This is a genomic window from Microbacterium sp. ZW T5_56, from assembly GCF_044987425.1.
Taxonomy (GTDB): domain Bacteria; phylum Actinomycetota; class Actinomycetes; order Actinomycetales; family Microbacteriaceae; genus Microbacterium.
In genome coordinates this window covers 44,459-64,507 of sequence record NZ_JBJDRI010000003.1, presented here as the reverse complement: position 1 = coordinate 64,507, position 20,049 = coordinate 44,459, and the positions used below count along the sequence as shown (strand labels likewise).

The window sequence follows — 20,049 nt, the reverse complement described above, 5'->3', positions numbered from 1 at the left end:
GCACCTTCATGGATTCACGTGCGGGGTTTGTGCTGGGCGCGGGCGCTCGGGACGGCGGGCCTGCGCCGTGGGTCGGGCACCGACTGGCCGCGAACGCATGAACCTGCGCTGAATCGATGACGCATTCGGCGGATTGGTCATCAATTCGGCGCATGTTCATGAATTCACGACACCACGCGGGGCCGGGGGTGCATGTTTGTCTGGTGAGCGCAGACGAGTGGTGGGACGTGGTTGATCGCGACGGGGTACCGACGGGAGAGACACACCGGCGCGACGCGGAAGGATGGCCGGCCGGGGGACTCCACCTCGTTGTCGCGACCTGCGTACTCCGTGCCGGCGGATGCGTGCTCGTGACGCAGCGAGCATCGGGCAAAGAGTTCGAGCACACGTGGGAGTTCCCCGGCGGCAGCGCTCTGGCGGGCGAGACGAGCCGGGTCGCCGCGAGCAGAGAACTGCACGAGGAGACTGGCCTCTTCGTGCCACCGGACGATCTGACGTTCGTCAACCGCTTCGCCGAGGAATCCGCGCTGGTCGACTTCTACCTCGCCGAAGCCCGATCACCTGTTGCCCTGCACCTCCAAGCGAGCGAGGTCGTGAGTGCCGAATGGGTCGCCCCGGACGAGGTGGAACGCCGACTGAACGCGCGCCTCATGGCGCCGCCTTGGACCGCACGGCTCGCCGCGCTCTGGCCCGGCGCGACGGCGACGATGCGCGCCGCTCGCTGAGACATCGGCGTTCGCGACCGCATGAACCTGCACTGAATCGATGACGCGTTCGGTGGAATGGTCATCAATTCGGCGCATGTTCATGGATTCGCGACGAGCGCGTCAGGTCGGGGCGAGTCAGGACTACCGAGCGGAATCCTGGGTGAACCGCCGCGATCCGGTGGCTCCCCCGTTGAGTGAGCTGACCATACTGCGCAGCGCGTGGAGCGCAGCGGCCTGTTGCGTCTCGGTCATGCCGGAGAGCATTCGAAGCTCGACCTCGCGTACCGCCCGAGATGCCTCGTCCAAGCTGCGTCTGCCCGAAGCCGTGAGCCGGGTGGGGAGCGCCCGACCCGTGTCCGCTCGCTCGGGGCGCGTCACGTAGCCGTCCCGTTCCAATGCCTGCAGCAACACGTTCATCGACTGGCGCGTGACGAATGCGCCCCGTGCGAGCTCCGAGTTCGACAATCCGGGACGCTGCGCGAGCAGTTCGAGGCAGGAGTAGTGGGTGATGGTCATGCCCAGCGGCTTGAGCACCTCCTCCATCGCCGCGCGCAGAGCGCTGGCGGCTTCCTTCAGGAGGTACCCCAGCGATGTCTCCAAGGTGATGCCCGCTTGACTCATGTCAGTATTCTGACATATCCTGCATGTCAACTAACTGACATCAAGGAGCATCATGCCCGTCACCGGACCCGACTTCATCTCCCTTCAGGTGCGCGACCTCGCCGCATCGCAGGCGTTCTACGAGCGCTATCTCGGCCTGGTTCGCTCGCCTGCTGGACCGCCGCATGCCGTCGTGTTCGACACCACACCCACGTTCGCGCTCCGCGATCTGCTCCCGGAAACAGATCTCACGGGCGCGGCCCACCCCGGGATCGGCACGGCACTCTGGCTGCACGCAACGGAGGTCCAGGTGATCCACGACGCGCTCGCCACCGACGGACACACCATCGTGACGGAACCGTTCGACGGCCCGTTCGGTCGCACGTTCGCCTTCGCCGACCCCGACGGCTACCGCATCACTCTTCACGACCGCGCCTGACGCGATCCCCGGAGCACGCGCCAACACGTGAAGACGCGGTGCATGAACGGCCGAAGCGGCCGATTGGTCATTGATCGGGCGCCCGTGGATGCAATCGCGACAACCGGCGATCACGCTCAGGCTCGGCCTCTCACTCGCGTGATCACGACCGGGTGACGAGGGGCCGACATCGCTCGGCTGCCCCGTTCTCGGTTGGTGGGCGCACTTCGTCTCCCTTCGCCCGCTCGGGAACCAGAGACGGGCAGCCGCTCGCCCCACCCACAGGGGGCGACGTCAGGCGCGGTGACCGAGCAAGGCCCCGCGCACGTGCTCGACGCGGGCGCGGAGTGCCGTGATGTACGCGAGAACCAGCGGCTGACGCAGAGCCTCGGGGTGTACCACGAGCCAGTACGGCAGCGTCACGCGGATCTCGTCCGCCAGCACCGGCACCAGGTCGTCATGTCGATCGGCGAGGAACGCGGGAAGCAGCCCGATGCCGGCGCCCGCCCGCGTCGCCTCGATGTGCACGTAGACGTTGGTGCTGGAGACCGCGTCGATCATCTCGGGAACCACACTTCGGGCGTCATCAAGCGCATCCACCTGGAGGATCGACTCGATGAAATAGACCAGCGGACGGCCCGCCAGCTCGGCCGTCGATGTCGGCGCACCGTGCGCTGCCAGATAGGACCGGCTGGCGTACAGACCCAGCGCATAGTCGGCGAGATGGGTCGCCTCGGCACGGTTGACCTGCGGCTTGCCGACGACCACCTCCAAATCAGCCCCGGCTCGCTGTTGGGCCGCCCGGCGCGTGGCTGCCACCATCTCCAGCGATGCGCCGGGATGTTGGCGCCGGAGCGCGACGATCGCTGGAGCCGCGATGAAACCGCTGAAGCCGTCCGTCGCCGACAGGCGCACGATTCCGCTCAGCGATGCCGGTCGCTCACCCAGTCCCACGATCGACTTCTCGACGTTCTCGGCGGCCTCCAACACGCTTTCCCCCAGCGACGTGAGGATCCACCCCGCAGTGCCGCGCGTCAGTACGCGGCCGCCGAGCGCAGCTTCGAGTGCGTCAATACGTCGCGCCACCGTCGTGTGATTCACGCCGAGCACCGCAGCCGCCGTGGTGAAGCGGCCGGTACGCGCGACCGCGAGGAACACCAGCAGATCATCGGCGCTGGGGCGGGACCGCTCAGAGAGGCTCACCCTCGCGATCCTGTCACTCCGCCATCGCGAACGCGAGGCACGCGCCGTTGAACGAGGGCGCCAAACGAGGACGATGTCGCTCAGCTAGGACGATGCAGCCGCTCTCATCCTCCTTTGGGAGAAATGTCCTCGTTTGGGGACATGACCGCGCTCAGGACGCACGAAGTTCGCACCCAGTGGGGAGCACCTCAATGGTGACCGGTGACACTCCGGCGCCGAGGCCCGCGTCCACTGAACCGAGAGACGGTGTCGCCAAAGGAGGACAATGTCGCCAAAGGAGGACGAGCCGGCCGCTGTGGTCCTCCTTTGGATGAAATGTCCTCGATTGGGGACATGACCGCGCTCCGGGCGGACGAAGTTCGCACCCAGTGCGGAGCACCTCGACGGTGACCGGTGACGCTCCGGTGCCGAGGCCCGCGTCCACTGAACTGAGAGACGGTGTTGTCAAACGAGGACAATGTCGCCAAAGGAGGACGAGCCGGCCGTTGTCGTCCTCCTTTGGGTGAAATGTCCTCGTTTGGGGACATGACCGCGCTCCGGCCGGACGAAGTTCGCACCAGCACCAACGCCAACGCCAGCACCACCAGCACCACAGACTCAGCCGGCGTGCCCCTGCACGAAACGCGATGTGGCGGTGTCGAGCAGCTGCGCATCCCGCACCAGCGGCGGGATGGTGGGGTCATCCGGCAGCTCGATCGTCGTGGCGAGACGAATGTCCCGCGAGGATGCCGCCACCTCGATGCGGAACTCACCGCCCTCGCGCCGCCACAGTCCGTGCTTGCCATCACCGCGTTCGGCAGCGGAGTCCCAGTAGGCGAAATCACGACTTCCGAGCTCGAACTGAACCCGCACCGACTCTCCGGGCTGAAGTCGCACCTTCTCGAACCCGCGCAGCTCGCGGACCGGACGCGCGACCTCCGCGTCGGGATCACCGACATACAACTGCACCACCTCGTCACCCGCTCGCGAGCCGGTGTTCACGATCGTGCACGCCACCGTCACGAGTCCTGCGGCGGCGTCGAGGATCTCGACGACCACATCGTCGTAGGCGAACTCGGTGTACGACAACCCGTGTCCGAACGGGTACCGCACCTCCCGCCGCAGCGCGTCGTACCAGCGATAGCCGATGAAGACGCCCTCGCCGTAGAGCACCGTCCCCCGCTCGCCCTGCCACGTGGGGTATCCCGGAGTGTCCTCGATCGCCAGCGGATAGGTCTCCGCCGTCTTGCCCGACGGCACGCGGCGGCCGAACAGCACTTCCGCCACCGCGGATCCGACCGCCTGACCGCCGAGTCCGGTTTCCACGATGGCATCGGCGCGATCGTGCCACGGGTCCATCACCACCGGCGATCCGTTCGCGAGGACCACGATGAGGGCGGCGCCGGTGTCGGAGCACACCTCCGCCATCCGCACGAGCAGCGCGTTCTGATCCGCCGGCAGGGCGAGGGTGTGACGATCGTTCGCCTCCTGCTCGTACGACAGCGGCAGCCCGGCGAAGACCACCACCGTACCGGCGTCCGCGGCGACCACCGCTGCCTCCTCGATCAGCCGACGCGCGGCATCCGACAGCGGGAGCGCGCTGATCCGCTGCACCGATTCCGCCAGCTGCAGTTCGGCAGAGAGGGTGACGGACCGGCGAGCGACCTGCGGACGGTCGGCTTCCGACGAGATGCCGTGCGCGGCGAGAACAGCGAGGTTGTCGTCCTGGTACGCATTGCGCACGGCGGCGACGTACCCGGGCGCGTAGCGCACCCGGTCGCCCGCGATCTCGCGAATCGCATCCAGCGGCACATCGACGCGTGTGGGATCCACACCCGACGACCCGCCACCCTGGATCCGCGGGTGTTCCGCGAAGGCGCCGATCACGGCAATCCGCGCATCGGAATCCTCCGCCAGCGGCAGGGCCTTTCCAGAATTGCGCAGCAGCGTGATCCCCGCGATGGCCGCCTCACGCGCCAGCTCGTGGTGCTCCGCGGCGCGCAGCAGCTCCAGCTGCCTCGCACTGAGACGATCACCGGCGACATGACCGAGATCCATCACCGCGCCGTGCACGTGCTCTGCCCCCGGGTAGGCGCGGGCGACGAGCTGCAGCACCCGACGCGCCGCGTCATCCACAACGGTGAGGTCCAGCACACCATCGCGCACGGCATCCACGATCTCCGCATCGGTCACGCCGCCCGTGCCCGGCATCTCGATGTCGAGCCCCGCTCGCAGCGCCGCGACCCGATCGTGCACCGCATCCCAGTCCGACACCACCGCGCCCGTGAAACCCCAGTCCTCCCGCAGCACCTCCGTGAGCAGCCAACGGTTCTGCGACGCGTGCACACCGAGAAGTCGGTTGTACGAGCACATCACCGTCCAGGGTTCAGCGCGGGTCACGACGCGTTCGAACGCCGCGAGATAGGTCTCTCGCAGGGTCCGCTCATCGGCCACCACGGAGATCCGTGTGCGCTCGACCTCCTGGTTGTTGGCGGCAAAGTGCTTCAATGACGCACCCACGCCGACGGACTGCAGGCCCTCGACATACGCGACCCCCAGTTCGCCGGAGTGGAGCGGATCCTCGGAGAAATACTCGAAGTTGCGACCGCACAGCGGCGAGCGCTTCATGTTCACGCCCGGGCCCAGCACCACCTGCACGCCCTCCGCCCGCGCCTCCTCGCCGATCGCCGCGGCGACCCGTCGCATCAGCGCTCGGTCCCAGGTCGCCCCCATCGCCGACGCGGTGGGAAAGCCGGTCGCGGGCACCCACACCATGTCCACCCCGGTCTCCTTGCGGAGCCCGTGTGGCCCGTCGCCCACTTCGATGGCCGGGACCGGCCGAGTGAGCCCGGGGCGATCGATGGTCTGGGTGTACCAGTCATCGACGCCCGAGAGCAGGGATGCCTTCTCCTCCAGGGTGAGCTCACTCAGAGCGGTATCGACGTCAAACGGCGGAGTCATCGGTGCCTTCGGATCGGGGTTCAGCGGAGGGGCGGCAGCGCGTCGTGCTGGCGCTCCAGGAACTCGTCGAGCATCGCGACGGCGCGGTTGTGCGAGTCGACGATCGGGTCGAGCAGGATCGCCTGCAGCAGCTTGTCCTTGGACTGCTCCTGGTAGGCCTCCACCAGCAGGCGATGGATCGAGCCCTGGCGCTGAATCATCGCGAGCACGCCCTCCGGAAGCGGCTGCATCTGCATCGGAACGAGCTCGCCGTTCTCGACACGAGCGGGCACCTCCACCACCATCTCGTCGGGCAGCCCCGGAATGGCGCCGCGGTTGGGCACGTTGACCGCGGGAAGCTCGCGCTCCACGCCACAGCCGACCCACTCGATGATCGGGATCGCCAGCTCCTCGGACGATGCCAGCGGTCGGTCTTCCAGCGATGCCTCCAGCGACATCAGCGTCTCGTCGGTGCGGGCGCCGTGGAACGGACGATCGGTGTCGACCTGGCCGATGTGGTAGTGCCACTCGGGCGTCACTGCACCCTCGCGCCACGGCGAGCCCTCCGCCGGATCGTGGAAGTACTGCAGCTGCGCGGGCACGTAGTCCTCCGCCCAGGAGATGTACTCGCCGATGTGGTTGGCGCTCGGGGACGGCCAGAGGCCGAAGCGACGGAACAGGATGCGCGAGAGGGCGATCTCGTGCCAGTCAGACACCCAGTTCGCCTCGCGTTCGATCTCCCGCAGCCGCGGGTAGAGGTCCTCGCCGGTGGCACGATCGCGCACCTCCTGGAACCACTGGAAATGGTTGATCCCGGCCGCGGGCAGGTACAGCTCCTCGCGCGGGCGGTCCAGCAGCGCGGAGATCTGACGAGCGCCCATGAAGTAGCCGTGGCAGAGGCCCACGACCTTCACCGATGTGAGGCGGGAGATGGCCTCGCACACCTTGTGCTCCGGGTTGGAGAAGTTCAGGAAGAGCGCGTCCGGAGCGTGCTTCTCGATGGCGCGCGCGATCTCCAGCAGCGGCGTGAACTGCCGCAGCGCATGGAACAGCCCGCCGGGGCCGCCGTTCTCGCCATACACCTGCTTGAACCCGTAAGTACGCGGGATGGTGAAGTCCTGCGACCAGTAGTGATAGCGGTCCACCTCGATCGCCGTGATGATGAAGGCGGCACCGCTGACCGCCTCCTCCAGCTCCGTGGTGGCCGAGACAGTCGCGGCATGTCCCAGGCGGGCGATCACCGCGCGCGTGTACGACTCCATCTCCGCGAGCGGCTCCGCGGCGATATCCATCAGGACGATGTCCAGACCCTGCTGGGCGATCGGCTCGCTCAACAGCAGGTCGCGGATCATCGTTCCGGCGAACTGCCGGCTTCCGGCGCCGATGAGGGTGACTTTCATGCTGTTATCTCCTGTTCAGAGGGAATCGGGGTGCTCGGTCGCGTCGCGCGTCGAGCCAGGGTCAGAGCACCGACGACGGGTGCGCGAGTGAGGATCTGCAGGGTGATGGGCAGGCCGCGGTCGGCGATCGCTGATGCCAGCGCGGCGGCCAGTCGCGGTTGGTTCTCGACCACGGCACCACCCGCCACGACGGTGTCGGCGTGGACGCCGCGACGCAGCAGGATCCCGATCAGGTCGGCGAGGCGAGCTCCGGCGTCGTCGATCACGGATGCCGCGAGCACCGAGCCCTCATCGGCGGCGAGGAACACGTCGCGGGCGTGCTCTCCGCGTTCCTCTGCGGAGGTCGCGGCGCTCACCGCGAACGCGAGTTCCACGCCGTCGCGCGCTTGGAATCGGTCGAGGAGTCGTCGCCCCAGGGAGTCCGGACTCCCGCCCTCGTCGAAGTGCGCGAGGACCGCGCGGGTCGCCTCGCGCACCAGTCCAGCGGCGCTGCCTTCATCGCCGAGAGCCCATCCCCATCCCCCGGCGGTGAGCAGCTCACCGCGCTGGTCGCGGCCGGTGGCGATCGACCCGGTGCCCACCACCAGGCCGATCCCTCCTTCGCGATCCATGGCGGGTGCCATCAGCTCGGAGTCGTTGACCACCAGCACCGGACCGGAGAACGACGCACTCAGCGCCGCCTCCAGCTCCCGGCACTGGCGTGTGCTGTCGTAGCCATGCGCACCCACGGCGAGGGAGGCTGTCGACGCCTGGCTATCCAGACGTGAGAGGAGAAGCCGGCTCAGGGCGTCGGCATCGGCGCGCGGGTCGTCGAGGGACACGCGCCACTGCGAGCTGGGGATGTCGAAGAACTCATCGCCGTCCCACATCACACGCGTGCGGGTGCCGCCGACGTCCACACCGATCGCCGCGATCACGATGCCTCCCGCGCCGCTGCCGCGTCGGCGAGAAGCAGCGCACCGCGGCACTCCGTGACGATGGTCGCGGGCCAGTCGGGCTGGTACTCCTGCGCGGCGGTGATGCGCTCGAAAGCACGACGCTTGTGCTCGCCGATGAGCATCATCACCACCTCCGCTGAGAGTCGGGCGATGGTGTCGATGCCGACGGTGACGCCGTTGTGCGGCACCATGTCCAGTCGCGTGAACTCGGGGAACGTGTCCATGTTGTCGCGCCGGGTCGCTTCGCCGAGTTCCACCAGGTGTGTGCGCGCGTCGCGCGGCGTTCCCGGCTGGTTGAAGGCCACGTGTCCGTCGCTGTCGCCCGAGGCGAGCAGGAACAGGTCGATTCCCCCTGCCGCAGCGATGCGGTCATCGAACGCCGCGGGCTGATCGGGATCCGCGGTCCAGATCTGATCGGGTGCCGCCATCCCCGCGGACGCTGCGGCAGCAGCGAGCGGCTGCAGGATCTCCTCCTGCGCGAAGCGGAGGCACGAGTATGACGCCGCCGGATCGACGATGCGGAAACCGCCGTCGTCGGACGGCACCACATAGTCGTCCATCATGACGATCACGAGACGGGACAGGTCGGCCCCCTGGGCCGCACGGCGCGCGAGGGCGGTGTAGACGGGCACGGCGGTGCGCCCGCTCGGGCAGCCGAGCAGGAAGGGCCGGTCGCCCACGACGGACATACGCTCGACGATCAGGTCGGCGACCACATCGCCCACGGCCGCGGCATCGTCCAGGATGCGGGGGGTCAGTTGCACGGTGGTACTGCTTTCGTTTCGTTCCGCACGAGCGGAGGACTATTCCTTGATGGCGCCGGCGAGCATCCCCGAGATGAACTTCCGCTGGAAGATCACGTAGAGGATGAGAACCGGCGCGGCGACGATGAGTCCACCGGCCGCCATGAGGTTGATCTGGGTGACGTACTTGCCCTGGAAGACGCCGAGCGCCACGGTGGCCGTCTGGTTGTCGCCGTGCAGGAAGACCAGGGAGAGGAAGTAGTCGTTCCAGGTCCACATGAAGTTCAGGAGGATCAGCGTGTAGACCGCCGGCATGATGTTCGGCACCGCGATGGACCAGAGCATCCGCCACGCTCCGGCACCATCGAGTTCTGCGGACTCGAACACCGCTCGTGGGAGAGCGCGGAACGCGGCCCGCATCCAGAAGATACCGAACGGCACGCCCATCGCGGTGTGGATGAGGATGACGCCGAGGAGGTTGTCGGTGAGGCCGAGGGTGCGGAACTGGTAGTAGAGCGGCACGATGATCACTTCGAGCGAGATCATCATGCCGAGCAGGATCAGCGGGAACAGGAACTTCTCGCCGACCACACCCAGCACACCGAACGCGTAACCGCCGAGCAGCGCGAGCACCACGCTCAGCACCACCACGGAGGTCGCGATGATGAACGACACCGTCATCGACTGTGCGAACTCCGCCTGCTGCCAGGCCGTGACGAAGTTTCCCCACTGCAGATCCGCGGAGGGTCGTCCCGCGCGATCGGGGCTGACGGATGCCGCGACGAACGTGCCGACGGGCCACAGCACGATGACCGCCATCAGCGTGAGAATCACATAGTTCCAGATCCGCTCTGCGCGCGAGGTCATGGTCACTCCTTCTCCGAGACGCGGGTGATCACGAGCGCGATGATCAGACAGAACACCGCCATCACGACGCCGATGGCGGCAGCCTGACCGACGTTCGGGTTGACGAACGCGGCCTTGTAGAGCGCGACGGCCGGCGTCTGCGTGGACGTTCCGGGGCCACCGCGAGTGGTGATCCAGATGAGGTCGAACGCGCGCAGCGCACCGGTGATGGTGAGCGTGAGCGCCACGGCGATCTGTCCGCGCAGCCCCGGCAGGGTGACGGAGAGGAACTCGCGCACGGGGCCGGCGCCGTCCATCCGCGCTGCCTCGAACAGGTCCGGAGAGATCGACGAGGCACCCGACACGAACAGCACCATGCAGAATCCGAAGGTGACCCACGTGCCGATCAGGCCCACCGCGGGCAGCGCCCAGGTGAAGTCTCCGAGCCAGTTCTTCGCGAGCGCATCGAGCCCCACGGCCCGCAGCGCCTCGTTGATCGGCCCCTCGGGGGCGTACATCCGCTTGAACAACAGCGCGATCACCACGCTGGTCATCACCTGCGGCAGGAAGAAGATCCACCGGTACACGGCCATGCCCGGCTGCTTGCCTCGCGTGATCAGCGCCGCCGACACCAGACCGAGCGCGATCGGGAGCAGGGCGAAGAAGACCAGCAGCACCACCACGTTGCCGAGTGTGGAGCGCAGCACCGGGTCGGTGAAGAAGTTGACGTAGTTCTGCACGCCCACCCACACCGCGGCGGTGACGCCGTCCCACTTGTAGAAGGAGTACTGGATCGACTGGATCATCGGCCACAGCACGATGGCCGCGTACAGGATCAGTCCAGGAGCCGCGAACAGCAACCCGATGCGGCGGGAGCGCCGGCGAGCGGGCGCCTCGCGCCGACGCCGGCCGCTGGTGGTCACCGCACGTGTGGCCGGGGCGCCGGCCTCCCCCGCGCGAGCGGAGGAGACGGCGCCCGCATTGAGCGCGCTCATGGGATCAGGAACCCGCGAGGAACGCGTCCCGATCGGCGTCAACCGCCGCGCTGACCTCTTCCGGCTTCACCTTGCCGGCGAGCAGGAGCTGCGTGTTCTGCGTCAGCGTGTCCAGCATCGTGGGGCTGGACCAGTCGAAGTAGGGGACGTAGCCGTTGTCGGCGTCCAGCGTCTTGGCCGCCGCAGCCTCGTCCTTCTGGCTCAGCACGTCAGGGATCTTCACGTCGGGGTTCAGCATCGGCACCAGGCCCAGGTCGGCGGCAGCCTGGCTGGCCTCATCGGACATCAGGAAGTCGAGGAAGGCCGCCGCCACATCCGGATACTTCGTCTTCGCGGAGATCACCATCGCGCCTGGTGCCGCACCAACGCCGACGGTGTCGGAGCCCGATGCCTGGGGCAGCTGGATGTAGCCGAACTGGTTGAGCTGGTCTCCACTCAGCCCGAGGGCACCGGTGTAGTCGAAGCGGAAGACGCCGGTGCCGTCGAGGAAGTCGGCCAGCGAGGTCTGGTAGTCGATGCCCTCGAAGTTCGGGGTGAGCCAGCCGCTCGCGTTCCACCTCTGCAGCGTCGTGGCTGCATCCGTCATTCCGGTCTGCTCGGCCGTCACCTCACCCTTGCCGTAGACGAAGTCGTTGATGTTCGTCTCGCTGCCGTACAGCGCCTGCAGCCCGAGCAGTACGGCGGTGTTGCCGTCCAGTCCGCTGTAGTTGACGGGGATCTCCCCCGCCTCCTTGGCCTTCGCTGCCGCGCTCTCCAGTTCGTCGAGAGTCGTCGGCACCTCGATGCCCAGCTCCTTCAGCTTGTCGGCGTTGTAGTAGACGCCGATCAGCGAGGTCCGCGCCAGAGGTGTCGCGAACCACGAGCCCTCGCCGATGGTGGCGAAGTCGGTCGTGAACTCGTTCTGGCGCGCGATGGTGGAGGGCACCCGGTCCTTCCAGCCGTACAGATCGGCGTAGGAGTCGAGGTTCAGCACGAGGCCGCCCTTGGCCAGCGTTCCGAGCGAGGACCACCCGTTGTTGGCGGAGGCGATGTCGGGACCGCTTGCGTCCTGCAGCTGGAGGTTCAGGGTGCTGGTGAGCTGACCCCAGTCCTCGCGGGTGCGCTCGATGGTGACGTTGGGATACTTCTTCTCGAACTCGTCGACGAGCTTCTCGATCCACTGCTCCTCGGCCGATCCCCAGAAGTCGGAGAGCTTGAGGGTGACGTCACCGGCTCCGGCCACATCGTCGGACACCGCCGATGGCGCTGCGCTCGGGGCAGCGGTTCCGCCGCCCGGTGCGCAGGCGGTCATCGCCAGCACTGCGGTCACACTTGTCGCGACGGCCAGTGCCGTGCGGGTCCTTCTCGCGAGCATGCTCACTCCATTGGGCTTGAGAAACAGCATTGGTTCAGGGGATGAACGCATTACCCCGCGTTCATGGCTGGAACGCTACCACCGGTGAACCAGTTAAACCAGTATGTGATCCAAACCCACGACTGGAAGGCCCAGATTGCGCATGTGGTACATTGACGCCGTGAATCTTCCCGCCGCCGCACTTCATGCGTATGACCAGCTGGTCACCGACCTCGATGTCGGGTTGTACGCACCGGGATCACGCCTGCCGGGCGAGCGTGCGCTGTCGAGCTCGCTGCACGTGAGTCGCGCCACGCTGCGCGTCGCACTGTCAGCCCTGGAGACGGAGGGACGGCTGCAGCGCTCCGCGCAGCGCGGGTGGTATGTCCCGACTCAGGTGATCGGAGAGCCGCCGAGCACCCTGCAATCCTTCACCGAGATGGCGCGAGCGCGGGGGCTGCGCCCCACGACGCGGGTGCTGCAACAGGTTTCGCGACCGGCCACACTGGAAGAGGCGGATCGTCTGCATGTCGCGCCCACGTCACCGGTGATCCAGATCGATCGACTGCGGGGGATGGACGGCACCCCGGTCTGCTACGACGTGGTGGTGATCCCGGAGCAGCGCGCACCCGGCATCGCGACCGCCGACCTCACCGATGCCTCCCTCTACGAGACGCTGCAGGAACAGTGCGGCGTAGCCATCCATCGCAGCGCCTACACCGTGATGGCGGCCGTGGCTGATGCCGCGCTCGCCCGCCTGCTGGGAACGTCCGTCGGCGCCGCCGTGCTGGTGGGCGACGAGATCGCCTACACCGCCGACGGCACCCCGGTGCTGCTCGGCACCAACAAGTACCGCGGCGACGCGTACCGCTTCGAAGCGGACCTCTTCCGTCGGGTCTGAGAGCCCGCACGTGGCGCGCATCGCTCCTGACAACGAGAGGAGCGATGCGCGCCTGACGGTTCAGCGATCACCCTCCGGGCTGACCGCGAGGCGTGTGCCCCACGGGTCGGAGAAACGCAGCGTCCGCCCGTCGTCCGCGGAGGCGATGCCGCGATGGCGAAGGCGATCCGCCAGCGCCGCGATGTCGTCACGCCCCGGGACTCGGATGCGCACGTCGCCGAGCCCGAGGGTCGCCGCGCGTGGCCCGGCCCCGGCGCTGTGCCACGTGTTCATGCCAATGTGGTGGTGGTACCCGCCCGCGGAGAGGAACAGCGCGGAACCCATGTCGGCGGTCACATCGAAACCGAGCACACCCTCATAGAACGCACGCGCCAACGGCACGTCTCCCACCTGCAGGTGCACGTGCCCGATCAGGGCCGTCACGTCGGCTCCGATCGGCGCATCGGGGTCGTACCAGGTCCGCAGGAACACGTTCGGATCCAGCGGCTCGGACCCCATCAGCGGACTGCCGTCGGGCTGGAACGACCACTCGTCGCGCGATCGATCGCGGTACAGCTCGAGACCGTTGCCCTCCGGATCGGCGAAGTAGAACGCCTCACTCACGAGGTGATCGGCACTGCCCTGGTAGAGGCGACCGGCATGCTCCGCCATCGATGCGAGCGCGCCGGCGAGCCGCGACTGATCCTGGAACAGCAGAGCCGTGTGATAGAGCCCCGCGCCACGGCGATCGGCTCCGGGCAGATCCTTCTCCTGGCGCAGCACGACGGCCGCAACGCCGCCCCGCCCGAGAGTTGCGGTGGGACCGGACTGGTCAAGAACGTCGAGCGTCACCGCCCGCTGATAGAAGTCGGTCATCGCGTCGAGGTCTCGCACCAGCAGCTCGACGGTGTCCATCCGCGTGCCGTCCGGGGCTGCACCCGCGGTCGAGATCGCGGGTGCAGCCCACTCCGGCATCGAGACGCCTGACATCACTCCCCGATCCCGCTTCAGCTCGCCAAGCTGAAGCCGCCGGTCCACGGCGTCTTCCCTGCGGCGGCCAGCGTGATCTGCAGGAAGGCGAGCGCTTCAAGCTCACGTGCGCGCTTCAGCGCGCCGGCGTCGACCGCCCGCAGACCTGCCGCCGCGGCCAGATCGGCGACCGCCTGCTTGGCTTCGGCATCATCGCCCGCGACGAGAACGGTCGTCGGCTGGGCGCCCGCGGTGCCGGTGGCGAGGGTCGCGCCGAAGTTGGCGTTGAATGCCTTGACCACGCGTGCCTGCGGAGCGGCGTCCTGAATGAGACGGGCCGCGGACGAATCCGCCGGGACCACGAGGCCGTCGAAGGTGGCGAAGTCGACGGGGTTGGTGGCATCCACGAGGATCTTTCCAACCAGCGCCTCGCCGTACTGGGTCAGTATGTCGGCCACAGCGTCGTAGGGGACGGCGAGCACGACGATCTCGCCGGTGATGTCCGCTCCGAGCGTCGCACCGCTGCCGCCGAGCTCCGCGGCGAGGGTGCTGGCCTTCTCGCCGTCGCGAGCGAGCACCTGAATCTCCGCACCGGCGTTGCGGGCGAGTGCACCCACCGCACCCGCCAGGCTTCCGGCGCCGACGATCGTGACTGCAGACATGATGACCTCCATGGAACTTAGTTGTTGGTACAAGTAATGTACGCCTAATTAGTTGTTGCTACAAGTAACGTAGGATGGGGCCATGGCATTCCGCGTACCGCGCATGAACGATCAGGAGTCGGCGGCCTGGCTCGGGCTGATCACGGTCGCCCAGCTGCTGCCCACCGCCCTGGACGCGCAGTTGCAGCGCGATGCGCAGCTCACTCACTTCGAGTTCATCGCTCTCACGGCCCTGCGATTCGCGCCGGACAGCACGCTGCGGATGACCGCGCTGGCCGAGGCGACGAGCGCGACGCTGCCGCGCCTCTCCCACGTGTGCTCGCGCCTCGAGAAGCGCGAACTCGTCGAGCGGTTCCCATGTCCCGAGGATCGCCGCGCCACCAACGTCCGCCTCACCGACGAGGGACGCCGCACACTGGTGCACGCCATGCCCGAGCACATCGCGACCGCGCGACGTCTCGTGATCGATGCGCTCACTCCCGAGCAGCTCGTCGCTCTCGCCGACATCACCACGGCGATCCGTGATCGCCTCGACACAACAACCGGCCCCCTCCCCGCGGCCTGAGGCGTTACCGGATCATCCCGCTTCCGCGCGCCGCGGCGATCGCGGCCGTGCGCGAGGCCACGCCGAGCTTGGCGTAGATGTTCGCGAGGTGCGTCTTCACCGTGGACTCCGTCACGTGCAGGCGCTGGGCGAGATCGCGGTTGCTGAGACCCGCACCCGCCAGTTCGAGTACCGCAAGCTCGCGCGCGGTCAGCGTTCGCTGCGGCGTGCGCATGCGCTCGATCAGTCGCGATGCGATCGCCGGCGCCAGCGCGCTTTCCCCGTGGGCGGCGGCATGGATCGCCGCGAGCAGGTCGTCCAGCGGCGCGTCCTTCAGCAGATACCCGTTCGCCCCGGCCTCGATGGCCGCCAGGATGTCGGAGTCCGTGTCGTAGTTGGTCAGCACCAGCACGGCGGGGGGATGAGGCAGGGCACGAACGGCCCGGGTCGCGTCGACACCGGCGCTTCGACCGTGGAACTGCAGGTCCATGAGCACGACGTCAACCGCGTGTTCTGCGGCGAGGCCCGCGGCGTCCTCGGCCGCCTCGATATCGGCGACCACTTCGATGCCGTCGTCTGCGGCCAGCAATGCCCGAAGACCCGCACGCACGATGGCGTGATCGTCGACGATGAGCACGCGGACGCTCATTCCGGAACCTCCACGATGAGCACTGTTCCTGCACCCGGCGCGCTGTCGATGCGCATCGACCCGCCCAGCTGGCCGACCCGCTCCCGCGTGGCGCGGATGCCGAACCCACCGCGCTGCACGGCGGAAGCGGTGTCGACCGCAGCGGGGTCCATGCCCACGCCGTCATCGCCGATCACCATTCGGACCGCCCGCTCATCGCGCGTGATCTCGATCCAGGCCAGCGAGGCGTCGGCGTGCAGCAGCACGTTGGCCATCGCGCCCTGCGCGATCCGCAGCAGCGCCGTCTGCAGCGTCATCGACAGTTCGAGAGAATCCGCGACCCGGATCTCGACCTCCAGCCCCGGTGCACGCCAGGTGTTCGCCGCCAACCGACGCAGCGCACCGCCGAGGGTGTGTTCGTCGAGGAGCGGCGGAGTGAGCGCGCCGATCAGGGCGCGAGTTTCCGCCAGCGTCTCGCTCGCGGTCTGTCGTGCCAGTCGAACTGTGCCGCTGCCGTCGCCCTCGCGCTCCGCCGCCGTCAGCAGCATCACGATGCTGGAGAGGTTCTGCGCCACCGTGTCGTGGAGATCGCGAGCCACCCGCGCCCGCTCTTGCGCCACCCCGGCGTCGCGCTCGACGGCCGCGAGCCGCTGCTGGGTACCGGAGAGCTCGGTGTAGAGCCGCTCGTGTTCGGCAGCCTCTGCGCGCAGCGCGCTGTACGCCTTCCCCAGCAGCACCGCGACGGCCGCACCGATCAGCGGACCGATCACGCCCCCGACAGACCACCCACCGACGACGCCGAGCGCCACGACCGCCCACACCGCGCTGAGCCAGACCAACAGCGCACCCCGCGGGGGACGCAGCAGTTCGAGCTGGAGGAAGAAGATCGGAAAGACGAGGTAGGCGGCGTGCGGGGTGAGCCACACCAGCACCGCCCACTCCACGGTGAGCGCCAGCACCCAGATCGATCGCCACGAGGGATGCAGGCGCACCGCGTCGAACCCGTGCACGAACATCGCCGCCAGGTAGGTCGCCGCGATCAGAACCCCCAGACCCACCACCGGTATGGCGTGCGGCGCCGAGGGCGCGACGGTCATGGCCACGGCGAACACGAGCAGCGCCAGGAACACGAACTGCAGTCCGATGCGCATGCCGACGACGATCCGGTTCACGGGTGGGTGGGCGTCGGGCATCACCCCCTCACGCTAGACCTCGCGTACCGCGCCGCACATCCCCCAAAAGATCGAGAAGAACATCGCCCCAACGGCCGGAGAGGACCGATCCGTCAGCCGATGTCAGCGCACCTGATCGCGACGAGAGTGGGGACATTCGATCGGAAGGATCACTCATGTTCGTCGCCTGGCGCGATCTGCGCTTCGCTCGAGGACGCTTCGCCCTCATCACCGTCGTCGTCGTGCTCGTCAGCGTGCTCGTCGGCTTCCTCTCCGGCCTCACCGGCGGGCTCGCCTGGCAGAACGTGTCGGGAGTGCTGGCGCTGCCGACGGACCGCATCGTGCTGGCACCGTCGGCCGCCGATGCCACACCGACCCTGTCGGACTCCACGATCGCCCCGGACCAGACCGATGCGTGGACGAACGCCGCCGGCGCTGATTCCGTGACGCCGATGGGCATCAGCCAGGTGCGCGCGCAGAGCCCCGATCACCGAGAGGGAGTCACGCTGTTCGGCGGCGTCGCGGGTGCAGCGGCACCGTCCGCCGACGGTGAGGTGGTGCTCTCGCAGGGGGCCGCGAGCGCGCTGCGGGCCGAAGTCGGCGACACGATCACCCTCGTCGGCGAGGACTACACGGTGGAGCGCGTCGCCGGTGACGACTGGTACAGCCACACCCCTGTCATTCACACCACTCTGGCCGACTGGCAGGCCGTCAGCGCCCGGATGGGAGTGCCTGATGCGCATGCCACGGCCCTGCTCGTGACCGGCTCGCCCGATGCGGCTCAGCTGGATGCCGACACGGGCACCGTCACGGCCACCCCGCTGTCGACCCTGATGAACCTGCCGGCATTCCGGTCGGAGATCGGCTCGCTGCTGCTGATCGTGGGACTGCTGTTCGGCATCTCCGCTCTCGTGATCGGCGCGTTCTTCACGGTGTGGTCGATGCAGCGGCGAGGCGACGTCGCCATCCTGAAGGCGCTCGGCGCCACGAACCGCTCTGTCCGCGTGGACGCCCTGGGGCAGGCCCTGGTGGTGCTGGTGATCGGCACCGGCCTGGGACTCGCGATCGTGACCGCTGCCGGACTCGCGTTGCAGGGTCGCATGCCGTTCATCCTGAGCCCCCTGACCACCCTGCTGCCCGCGGCGCTGATGATCGTCGTCGGGCTTGCCGGAGCGATGTTCTCGCTGCGCGCCGTCACCACCGCCGACCCCCTCACCGCCCTCGGGAGCAACCGATGATCACCCTCGACTCCGTCACCCTCACGTTCCCCGACGGCGCCTCCCGCATCCGCGCGGTCGACGATGTCAGCATCACCGTCCGCCCCGGCACGATCATGGGCCTCACCGGTCCGTCCGGATCCGGGAAGTCCAGCCTGCTCGCCGTCGCGGCAACGCTCATCCGTCCGGACAGCGGAACGGTCGTGATCGACGACGTCGACACCGCCACGCTCGATCTCGCTGGTGCCGCGAAGCTGCGCCGGGAGCGAATCGGCCTCATCTTCCAGCAGTCAAACCTGCTCCCCTCCCTCACGGCTCGCGAGCAGCTCACGGTGATGAACGAGCTCGGCGGCAACCGTGGTGCGAGGACCGAGGTGGCGGCGCGCGCCGACGAGCTCCTGGACCGCGTTGGGCTCGCCGATCACCGCCACAAGCGCCCGCACCAGCTCTCGGGCGGCCAGCGCCAGCGGGTGAACATCGCCCGGGCGCTCACGAACGACCCGAGCGTCCTCATCGTCGACGAGCCCACCAGCGCACTGGACAGCGAGCGCAGTCAGCAGATCATGGAGCTGCTGGTGGAGCTGACGACGGGCAGTTCGATCGCGACCCTCCTGGTCACGCACGATCTCTCGCTCACCCCGCATCTGCATACCATGCTGTACATGAAGGACGGGCGGCTGACCAACCACCTGTAGGCGACGGGAACGCGGCCGCGGATAATCGCGGCCGCGTGTCCCCGCCGCCAGAACCGCGGGCGGTAGCCTGAGTGCAGCGAACGCCGCGTCCCGAATCGAGTGGGCCGCGTGCGCTCCCTGCTCGATCGGAGGAGTCACCGGATGAAAGACACGGCGACCGATGGTTCCGCTGCCGACGGCACCGGCTCCGCCCTCGGGCGCCGTCCCACGATCTATGACATCGCGGATCGTCTGAACCTGAATCCGTCCACGGTGTCTCGGGCGCTGAGCAAGCCGGGACGAGTCAACGCGGCGACCGTCGATCGCATCCGGGCGGTCGCGGCAGAGATGGGCTACCGGGTCAATCCCTTGGCCCGTGCGCTTCCCACCGGGATGTCGGGCACCTTCGGCATCGTGCTCCCCGACATCACCAATCCCGTGCATTTCGAGCTCATCCGCGCAGCGGAGCACGTGGCGCGAGCCAACGGATTCACGATCGTCATCTCGGAATCGGCCGGATCCGCGCAGAATGAACGCGAGATCATCGAGAAGCTGCAGGCCTCCGTCGACGGCCTCCTGGTCATCGCCTCCCGACTCGCATCCGAGGAGTTGCGCGCACTCGCCGACGTGAAGCCGATCGTCGGCGCGAACCATGCCGCACCGGAGCTGCCCAGCGTTTCACCCGATCTGCGTCCGGGGTTGGAACAGGCCATGAACCACCTGCACCAGCTCGGGCACAAGCGGGTCGCGTACGTGGGCGCCTCATCCGTCCAGATCAACACCGCGCGCTGGGACATCCTCGCGGAGCTTGCCGCAGAGCGCGGCATGTCGATCGTGGAGATCACCGCAGCCGCACCCACCGTACAAGCGGGTGCCGATGTGCTGGGGCGCGTGAGGGCGAGTGGTGTCACCGCGGTCTTCGCCTACAACGACCTGGTTGCGCACGGACTGCTGCGAGCCGCCCGCGCTGCCGGTGTCCCGGTTCCGAGCGCGTTCAGCGTGGTGGGCTTCGACGATATCTTCAGCGCGGAACTCGCCGTTCCGTCGTTGACCACCCTGCGTTCGCCGCTGGGAGAGATCGGCCAGCGCGCCATGGACATCCTCATCGATCCAGACGCGAATCGCGTGGCGTCCAACACTGTGCTCCCCCTCCAGCTCGTCGTGCGCGAGTCGACCGCTCCCCCGCCGGCGGGATGAACGG

The 20,049-nt window shown here is 68.1% G+C and carries 20 protein-coding genes; 7 read left to right on the top strand and 13 right to left on the bottom strand.

Features of this window, described 5'->3' with window-relative positions; translation table 11 throughout:
* Positions 1 to 203: 203 nt before the first annotated feature.
* Complete coding sequence (locus ACI3KU_RS02455) at positions 204 to 725, top strand: NUDIX domain-containing protein (RefSeq protein WP_404920698.1); 522 nt, start codon at positions 204 to 206, stop codon at positions 723 to 725.
* A gap of 123 nt (positions 726 to 848) precedes the next feature.
* Here the strand turns inward: ACI3KU_RS02455 and ACI3KU_RS02450 are convergent, their stop codons facing one another.
* Positions 849 to 1,328, bottom strand: coding sequence for a MarR family winged helix-turn-helix transcriptional regulator (locus tag ACI3KU_RS02450; RefSeq protein WP_404920697.1), 480 nt, complete (start codon positions 1,326 to 1,328; stop codon positions 849 to 851).
* A 52-nt stretch (positions 1,329 to 1,380) separates the two neighbouring features.
* Between ACI3KU_RS02450 and ACI3KU_RS02445 the strand changes: the two genes are divergently transcribed.
* Complete coding sequence (locus ACI3KU_RS02445) at positions 1,381 to 1,746, top strand: VOC family protein (protein ID WP_404920696.1); 366 nt, start codon at positions 1,381 to 1,383, stop codon at positions 1,744 to 1,746.
* A gap of 273 nt (positions 1,747 to 2,019) precedes the next feature.
* Here ACI3KU_RS02445 and ACI3KU_RS02440 read toward each other — a convergent pair whose 3' ends face one another.
* The 8 genes from ACI3KU_RS02440 to ACI3KU_RS02405 all read right to left on the bottom strand — a co-directional run bounded on the left by ACI3KU_RS02440 (position 2,020) and on the right by ACI3KU_RS02405 (position 12,123).
* On the bottom strand, positions 2,020 to 2,928 hold the full coding sequence (locus ACI3KU_RS02440; RefSeq protein WP_404920695.1) for a LysR family transcriptional regulator: 909 nt from the start codon (positions 2,926 to 2,928) through the stop codon (positions 2,020 to 2,022).
* 597 nt (positions 2,929 to 3,525) lie between these two features.
* Positions 3,526 to 5,868 (bottom strand): glycoside hydrolase family 3 C-terminal domain-containing protein, encoded by a 2,343-nt coding sequence (locus tag ACI3KU_RS02435; RefSeq protein WP_404920694.1) that lies wholly within the window; start codon positions 5,866 to 5,868, stop codon positions 3,526 to 3,528.
* A gap of 20 nt (positions 5,869 to 5,888) precedes the next feature.
* On the bottom strand, positions 5,889 to 7,247 hold the full coding sequence (locus ACI3KU_RS02430) for a hypothetical protein (RefSeq protein ID WP_404920693.1): 1,359 nt from the start codon (positions 7,245 to 7,247) through the stop codon (positions 5,889 to 5,891).
* On the bottom strand, positions 7,244 to 8,164 hold the full coding sequence (locus ACI3KU_RS02425; protein ID WP_404920692.1) for a BadF/BadG/BcrA/BcrD ATPase family protein: 921 nt from the start codon (positions 8,162 to 8,164) through the stop codon (positions 7,244 to 7,246). Before ACI3KU_RS02425 ends, ACI3KU_RS02430 begins: the two co-directional genes overlap by 4 nt.
* The gene (locus ACI3KU_RS02420) at positions 8,161 to 8,949 is read right to left on the bottom strand and encodes a 6-phosphogluconolactonase (RefSeq protein ID WP_404920691.1); all 789 of its coding nucleotides are present in this window, start codon (positions 8,947 to 8,949) and stop codon (positions 8,161 to 8,163) included. The genes ACI3KU_RS02425 and ACI3KU_RS02420 overlap by 4 nt, the downstream gene beginning before the upstream one ends.
* A gap of 39 nt (positions 8,950 to 8,988) precedes the next feature.
* The gene (locus ACI3KU_RS02415; protein WP_404920690.1) at positions 8,989 to 9,795 is read right to left on the bottom strand and encodes a carbohydrate ABC transporter permease; all 807 of its coding nucleotides are present in this window, start codon (positions 9,793 to 9,795) and stop codon (positions 8,989 to 8,991) included.
* Positions 9,796 to 9,797: 2 nt separating this feature from the next.
* Positions 9,798 to 10,769, bottom strand: a complete 972-nt coding sequence (locus ACI3KU_RS02410; protein ID WP_404920689.1) for a carbohydrate ABC transporter permease — start codon at positions 10,767 to 10,769, stop codon at positions 9,798 to 9,800.
* 4 nt (positions 10,770 to 10,773) lie between these two features.
* The gene (locus ACI3KU_RS02405; protein ID WP_404920688.1) at positions 10,774 to 12,123 is read right to left on the bottom strand and encodes an ABC transporter substrate-binding protein; all 1,350 of its coding nucleotides are present in this window, start codon (positions 12,121 to 12,123) and stop codon (positions 10,774 to 10,776) included.
* A 160-nt stretch (positions 12,124 to 12,283) separates the two neighbouring features.
* Here ACI3KU_RS02405 and ACI3KU_RS02400 point away from each other — a divergent pair, with 160 nt between their 5' ends.
* Positions 12,284 to 13,003 (top strand): GntR family transcriptional regulator, encoded by a 720-nt coding sequence (locus tag ACI3KU_RS02400; RefSeq protein ID WP_404920687.1) that lies wholly within the window; start codon positions 12,284 to 12,286, stop codon positions 13,001 to 13,003.
* A 60-nt stretch (positions 13,004 to 13,063) separates the two neighbouring features.
* Here the strand turns inward: ACI3KU_RS02400 and ACI3KU_RS02395 are convergent, their stop codons facing one another.
* Positions 13,064 to 13,972, bottom strand: a complete 909-nt coding sequence (locus ACI3KU_RS02395) for a VOC family protein (protein WP_404920686.1) — start codon at positions 13,970 to 13,972, stop codon at positions 13,064 to 13,066.
* 17 nt (positions 13,973 to 13,989) lie between these two features.
* Positions 13,990 to 14,613, bottom strand: coding sequence for an NADPH-dependent F420 reductase (locus ACI3KU_RS02390; RefSeq protein WP_404920685.1), 624 nt, complete (start codon positions 14,611 to 14,613; stop codon positions 13,990 to 13,992).
* Between the two features lie 82 nt (positions 14,614 to 14,695).
* Between ACI3KU_RS02390 and ACI3KU_RS02385 the strand changes: the two genes are divergently transcribed.
* Positions 14,696 to 15,178 carry a MarR family winged helix-turn-helix transcriptional regulator gene (locus ACI3KU_RS02385; protein WP_404920684.1) on the top strand — a complete coding sequence of 161 codons (483 nt, stop codon included), beginning with the start codon at positions 14,696 to 14,698 and terminating at the stop codon, positions 15,176 to 15,178.
* 4 nt (positions 15,179 to 15,182) lie between these two features.
* Here ACI3KU_RS02385 and ACI3KU_RS02380 read toward each other — a convergent pair whose 3' ends face one another.
* A complete protein-coding gene (locus ACI3KU_RS02380) occupies positions 15,183 to 15,806 on the bottom strand; it encodes a response regulator (RefSeq protein WP_404920683.1) in 624 nt (207 codons plus the stop codon).
* Positions 15,803 to 16,978, bottom strand: a complete 1,176-nt coding sequence (locus tag ACI3KU_RS02375; protein WP_404920776.1) for a sensor histidine kinase — start codon at positions 16,976 to 16,978, stop codon at positions 15,803 to 15,805. The genes ACI3KU_RS02380 and ACI3KU_RS02375 overlap by 4 nt, the downstream gene beginning before the upstream one ends.
* Before the next feature lie 155 nt (positions 16,979 to 17,133).
* Here ACI3KU_RS02375 and ACI3KU_RS02370 point away from each other — a divergent pair, with 155 nt between their 5' ends.
* From ACI3KU_RS02370 to ACI3KU_RS02360, 3 genes are all read left to right on the top strand, one after another.
* Positions 17,134 to 18,195, top strand: coding sequence for an ABC transporter permease (locus tag ACI3KU_RS02370; protein WP_404920682.1), 1,062 nt, complete (start codon positions 17,134 to 17,136; stop codon positions 18,193 to 18,195).
* The gene (locus ACI3KU_RS02365) at positions 18,192 to 18,869 is read left to right on the top strand and encodes an ABC transporter ATP-binding protein (protein ID WP_404920681.1); all 678 of its coding nucleotides are present in this window, start codon (positions 18,192 to 18,194) and stop codon (positions 18,867 to 18,869) included. Before ACI3KU_RS02370 ends, ACI3KU_RS02365 begins: the two co-directional genes overlap by 4 nt.
* Positions 18,870 to 19,010: 141 nt before the next feature.
* A complete protein-coding gene (locus ACI3KU_RS02360; protein WP_404920680.1) occupies positions 19,011 to 20,045 on the top strand; it encodes a LacI family DNA-binding transcriptional regulator in 1,035 nt (344 codons plus the stop codon).
* Positions 20,046 to 20,049: the final 4 nt, after the last annotated feature.

Excerpts from the sequence above, each read along its gene's own strand:
- ACI3KU_RS02445 (WP_404920696.1), top strand. The coding sequence starts at position 1,381 with ATGCCCGTCACCGGACCCGACTTCATCTCCCTTCAGGTGCGCGACCTC.
- ACI3KU_RS02380 (WP_404920683.1), bottom strand. The coding sequence starts at position 15,806 with ATGAGCGTCCGCGTGCTCATCGTCGACGATCACGCCATCGTGCGTGCG.
- ACI3KU_RS02450 (WP_404920697.1), bottom strand. The coding sequence starts at position 1,328 with ATGAGTCAAGCGGGCATCACCTTGGAGACATCGCTGGGGTACCTCCTG.
- ACI3KU_RS02395 (WP_404920686.1), bottom strand. The coding sequence starts at position 13,972 with ATGTCAGGCGTCTCGATGCCGGAGTGGGCTGCACCCGCGATCTCGACC.
- ACI3KU_RS02370 (WP_404920682.1), top strand. The coding sequence starts at position 17,134 with ATGTTCGTCGCCTGGCGCGATCTGCGCTTCGCTCGAGGACGCTTCGCC.
- ACI3KU_RS02375 (WP_404920776.1), bottom strand. The coding sequence starts at position 16,978 with ATGCCCGACGCCCACCCACCCGTGAACCGGATCGTCGTCGGCATGCGC.
- ACI3KU_RS02385 (WP_404920684.1), top strand. The coding sequence starts at position 14,696 with ATGGCATTCCGCGTACCGCGCATGAACGATCAGGAGTCGGCGGCCTGG.
- ACI3KU_RS02430 (WP_404920693.1), bottom strand. The coding sequence starts at position 7,247 with ATGAAAGTCACCCTCATCGGCGCCGGAAGCCGGCAGTTCGCCGGAACG.
- ACI3KU_RS02360 (WP_404920680.1), top strand. The coding sequence starts at position 19,011 with ATGAAAGACACGGCGACCGATGGTTCCGCTGCCGACGGCACCGGCTCC.
- ACI3KU_RS02410 (WP_404920689.1), bottom strand. The coding sequence starts at position 10,769 with ATGAGCGCGCTCAATGCGGGCGCCGTCTCCTCCGCTCGCGCGGGGGAG.
- ACI3KU_RS02365 (WP_404920681.1), top strand. The coding sequence starts at position 18,192 with ATGATCACCCTCGACTCCGTCACCCTCACGTTCCCCGACGGCGCCTCC.
- ACI3KU_RS02390 (WP_404920685.1), bottom strand. The coding sequence starts at position 14,613 with ATGTCTGCAGTCACGATCGTCGGCGCCGGAAGCCTGGCGGGTGCGGTG.
- ACI3KU_RS02415 (WP_404920690.1), bottom strand. The coding sequence starts at position 9,795 with ATGACCTCGCGCGCAGAGCGGATCTGGAACTATGTGATTCTCACGCTG.
- ACI3KU_RS02435 (WP_404920694.1), bottom strand. The coding sequence starts at position 5,868 with ATGACTCCGCCGTTTGACGTCGATACCGCTCTGAGTGAGCTCACCCTG.
- ACI3KU_RS02405 (WP_404920688.1), bottom strand. The coding sequence starts at position 12,123 with ATGCTCGCGAGAAGGACCCGCACGGCACTGGCCGTCGCGACAAGTGTG.